The sequence below is a fragment of the Candidatus Allofontibacter sp. genome (genome assembly GCF_038145245.1).
Classification (GTDB): domain Bacteria; phylum Pseudomonadota; class Alphaproteobacteria; order Pelagibacterales; family Pelagibacteraceae; genus Fontibacterium.
The window spans coordinates 1-3,729 of the sequence record NZ_JAYQPI010000053.1 but is presented as its reverse complement, the minus strand read 5'-3'; the positions used below and the strand labels follow the sequence as shown (position 1 = coordinate 3,729).

Genomic DNA, 3,729 nt, shown 5'->3' with positions numbered 1-3,729 from the left:
GTCCCGAAGAAATACAAACAGTTAATGATGTTTGGAGTTTTTCAAGAGACTTAAACTCCGATGATCCTACTTGGCATCTAACTGAAATTGCACAGGATGTGCATGGCAAAGAATAATAAAGATTTAACAAATCCAGAAGATATAAAAGCCTGGGAAGACTTTAAAAATCAAAAATTCTTAGATGGTGATAAAGGAGAAGTATTTAAAAGATCTATAAAAGAAAATAAAAGGAAAGATCATATTGATTTTAAAATAGATCTACATGGTTATTCATTACAAGAGTCTTTCAAGAAAATAAAAACTGTTATAGAAAATTGTTATCAAAAAGATTTAAGAAATATTTTAATTATTACAGGAAAGGGGTTAAGATCTAAGGTTAAGGAAAACCCTTATTTATCAGAAGATTTAAGCTTGTTAAAATATGCAATACCAAATTTTATTAAAGATAATTTTTCAGATATTATTAATTCAATGGAAGAGTCAGATCAAAGTTTAGGTGGATCTGGAGCTTTTTTATTAAAACTAAAAAAAAGATTATAGAATATTAATTATTTAACTATCAAAGCTAATTTATTGATAAGCTTAGTTTTTCTATATATAGATTATTAATTCATATGAGGATCGCAAAAGTTAATAGAAAAACTAAAGAGACATCTATAGAGACAGAAGTAAATTTAGATGGCAAAGGTGTTTATAAGATAGATACAGGCATTGGTTTTTTAAATCACATGCTTGAGCAACTATCAAAGCATTCTTTAATAGATATAAATTTAAAAGCGAAGGGTGATTTACATATTGATCTTCACCACACAACAGAAGATTCAGGTATTGTTATAGGCGAGGCTATTGCTAAGGCTTTAGGAGAAAAAAAAGGCATTAAAAGATATGCGCATGCTTATATTCCAATGGATGAAACGTTAAGTAGGGTTTCGCTTGATATATCAAATAGACCTTACTTAGTTTGGAATGTTAAATTAAAAGTAGAAAAGCTTGGAGAAATGGATACTGAACTATTTAAGGAATGGTTCCAGGCTTTTTCACAAAGTGCCGGCATTACTTTGCACATAGAGAATATTTATGGTGATAATAGTCACCACATTATTGAGTCTTGTTATAAGGGTTTAGCTAGGGCGTTACGTATTGCATTAGAAAAAGATGCAAGGGCTGGAGATTCTTTGCCTACTACTAAAGGAATACTTTAAAGATTTTTTTAAATGTATGTAACAATTGTTGATTACGGAACTGGAAATCTTAATTCTGTTTTTAAAGCTTTAGAAGCTGCGGCTACAAAAATTAATAAAAAAGTAAATATACGAATATCTAATAAGCCCAAAGAAATTTTGAATTCCGATAAGATTATATTGCCTGGCCAGGGTTCTTATAGACAGTGTGCTTTAGGAGTAAAAAATATATCTGGATTGTGGGATTCTATTAATGAATTTGTTCTAATCAAAAAAAAATCAATTTTTGGAATTTGTGTTGGTATGCAGCTTTTTTCAGATCAAGGATTTGAAGAGGAGATTACAAAAGGATTTGGTTGGATAAAAGGTTCTGTAAAAAAGATAAAACTTAATAACAAAGATTTGAAATTACCCCACATGGGTTGGAATGAAGTGAACATTTTAAAAGAGAATGATTTATTTTTAGATATTAAAAATTTATCTCATTTTTATTTTGTGCATAGTTACGCATTTGAAACAGAAAATATTAACGATGTTGTTTGTACAACAGATTATGAAAAATCAGTTATAGTTGCGCTTTTAAAAGAGAATATTTTTGGTACTCAATTTCACCCTGAAAAGAGTCAGGAAAATGGAATTAAGTTATTGTCAAATTTTTTAAATTGGAATTATTAATGATTATATTTCCAGCAATAGATCTAAAAGATGGAAAGTGTGTAAGATTGTATAAGGGAGATTTTAGTAAAACTACTATCTTTAATTCTTCCCCATACAATCAAGCGCTTCAATTTAAGAAGAAAGGTTTTACAGATTTACATCTTGTGGATCTTGATGGTGCCTTAAAAGGAAGATCTAAGAATAAAAAAGTTATAATTAGAATCATAAAGAACACCAATTTAAATGTACAATTAGGCGGAGGGATTAGAACTTTAAAACAAATATCTTTTTGGATTAAAAATGGAGTTTCAACAGTAGTTGTTGGAACGATGGCCGTCAAAAATCCAAAGATTTTAAAAAAAGCATGTGATTTATTTCCTGGAAGAATAGCTGTTGCACTTGACGTTAGAAATAATTTTTTAGCCATTAAAGGCTGGGTTAAGCAAACAAAAATAAAACTTATGGATTTTTCTAAAAAGTTAGAAGATTTTGGCGTGTCTAGAATTATTTATACAGATATTAATCGGGACGGAACAAAGACAGGTGTCAATTTTTCTCAATTAAAAAAGATAGTCGCAAAAGTTAATGTTCCACTGGTTGTTTCAGGCGGCGTTTCAAATATAAAAGATATAAGAAAATTACATAAAGCGAACTTATTTGATGGAGTTATTATTGGTAAAGCTATTTATGATAAATCAATTTCTCTAAATGAACTTAAAAAATTTGTTTAAATAAAATGCTTAAAAAAAGAATCATACCTTGTCTTGATGTTAAAGACGGTAGAGTTGTGAAAGGTATAAATTTTGTGAATTTAAGAGATGCTGGGGATCCAGTGGAACAAGCAAAAATATATGATAAAGGCGGTGCAGATGAAATATGTTTTTTAGATATCACAGCATCAAATGAAAATAGAAAAATTTTATTAGATAAAGTAAGTGAAACAGCAAAAAGTTGTTTTGTTCCTCTAACCGTAGGAGGAGGAATTAGCAGTATCGAAGATATTAAAAATCTTTTACTTGCAGGAGCAGATAAAGTTTCAATTAATACTGCAGCAGTAAAGAATCATAATTTTATTAAAGAGAGCTCAATTAGATTTGGATCGCAATGTATTGTTATCGCAATAGATGCAAAAAAAGTTGCAAATAATAAATGGGAAATTTTTACTCACGGTGGAAGAAATTCTACAGGTATTGATGCAATTGAATATGCAAAGATTGCTGAAAAAAATGGCGCTGGAGAAATTCTTCTTACATCAATGGATAAAGATGGAACAAAGACAGGTTATGATCTCGAACTAACAAGAACTATTGCAACTTTAGTATCCATACCTGTTATAGCCTCTGGAGGGGTAGGTAATCTTGACCATTTATACGAAGGATTTAATAAAGGATTAGTTAGTGCGGTTTTGGCAGCTTCAATTTTTCATTATGGTGAATATTCTATAATAGACGCAAAAAATTATTTAATTAAAAAGGGAATACCAATAAGAATTTAATTATGTTTAAAAATTTAGAGCAACTTATAAAGAAGATAAAAAAGCAGAAAATTAGAGATCCAAAAATTTCATATACAGCAAATCTTTTTAAAAAAGGAAAAAATTTTTGTATAAAAAAATTTATGGAAGAGGCAAGAGAACTTGCGGTTTCATCTAAATATTCTAATAAAAAGAATATAGTTCATGAAGCTTCAGATTTATTATATCATTTTTTAGTTCTTCTTGAGTTTAAAAAAATCTCAATAGGTTCTGTTATGGGAGAGTTAAAGAAAAGACAAAAGATTTCAGGAATTCAAGAGAAGAAGAATAGAAAAAAAAATGTACGATAAAAATAATATATTTGCCAAAATTTTAAGAGGAGAAATCCCTTGTGATAAAATTTATGAAGACAAGTTT

Annotated in this window: 7 protein-coding genes and 1 pseudogene; all 8 read left to right on the top strand. The window is 28.9% G+C overall.

Going from position 1 to position 3,729, the window contains the following annotated elements; translation table 11 throughout:
- Nucleotides 1-11: 11 nt before the first annotated feature.
- Entirely contained in the window at nt 12-116 is a 105-nt protein-coding gene (locus AC8IGH_RS05185; protein WP_507419653.1) for a hypothetical protein, read from the top strand.
- Entirely contained in the window at nt 103-540 is a 438-nt protein-coding gene (locus AC8IGH_RS05180; protein ID WP_507419652.1) for a Smr/MutS family protein, read from the top strand. The genes AC8IGH_RS05185 and AC8IGH_RS05180 overlap by 14 nt, the downstream gene beginning before the upstream one ends.
- 74 nt (nt 541-614) lie before the next feature.
- Nucleotides 615-1,202: an imidazoleglycerol-phosphate dehydratase HisB gene (gene hisB / locus AC8IGH_RS05175; protein ID WP_507419651.1), complete on the top strand. Its 588-nt coding sequence runs from the start codon at nt 615-617 to the stop codon at nt 1,200-1,202.
- A 12-nt stretch (nt 1,203-1,214) separates the two neighbouring features.
- Nucleotides 1,215-1,856, top strand: coding sequence for an imidazole glycerol phosphate synthase subunit HisH (hisH, locus tag AC8IGH_RS05170; RefSeq protein WP_507419650.1), 642 nt, complete (start codon nt 1,215-1,217; stop codon nt 1,854-1,856).
- Nucleotides 1,856-2,569 (top strand): 1-(5-phosphoribosyl)-5-[(5-phosphoribosylamino)methylideneamino]imidazole-4-carboxamide isomerase, encoded by a 714-nt coding sequence (gene hisA, locus AC8IGH_RS05165; RefSeq protein WP_507419649.1) that lies wholly within the window; start codon nt 1,856-1,858, stop codon nt 2,567-2,569. The genes hisH and hisA overlap by 1 nt, the downstream gene beginning before the upstream one ends.
- A gap of 5 nt (nt 2,570-2,574) precedes the next feature.
- A complete protein-coding gene (hisF, locus tag AC8IGH_RS05160) occupies nt 2,575-3,333 on the top strand; it encodes an imidazole glycerol phosphate synthase subunit HisF (protein ID WP_507419648.1) in 759 nt (252 codons plus the stop codon).
- A gap of 2 nt (nt 3,334-3,335) precedes the next feature.
- On the top strand, nt 3,336-3,662 hold the full coding sequence (gene hisE / locus AC8IGH_RS05155; protein WP_507419647.1) for a phosphoribosyl-ATP diphosphatase: 327 nt from the start codon (nt 3,336-3,338) through the stop codon (nt 3,660-3,662).
- Nucleotides 3,652-3,729 (top strand): annotated as a pseudogene (locus AC8IGH_RS05150) (histidine triad nucleotide-binding protein); the annotation flags it as partial. The gene hisE and the pseudogene AC8IGH_RS05150, both read left to right, overlap by 11 nt.

What these genes read in the sequence shown, in the direction of transcription:
- hisF (WP_507419648.1), top strand. Translation starts at nt 2,575, where the DNA reads ATGCTTAAAAAAAGAATCATACCTTGTCTTGATGTTAAAGACGGTAGA.
- hisA (WP_507419649.1), top strand. Translation starts at nt 1,856, where the DNA reads ATGATTATATTTCCAGCAATAGATCTAAAAGATGGAAAGTGTGTAAGA.
- hisE (WP_507419647.1), top strand. Translation starts at nt 3,336, where the DNA reads ATGTTTAAAAATTTAGAGCAACTTATAAAGAAGATAAAAAAGCAGAAA.
- hisH (WP_507419650.1), top strand. Translation starts at nt 1,215, where the DNA reads ATGTATGTAACAATTGTTGATTACGGAACTGGAAATCTTAATTCTGTT.
- hisB (WP_507419651.1), top strand. Translation starts at nt 615, where the DNA reads ATGAGGATCGCAAAAGTTAATAGAAAAACTAAAGAGACATCTATAGAG.
- AC8IGH_RS05180 (WP_507419652.1), top strand. Translation starts at nt 103, where the DNA reads ATGGCAAAGAATAATAAAGATTTAACAAATCCAGAAGATATAAAAGCC.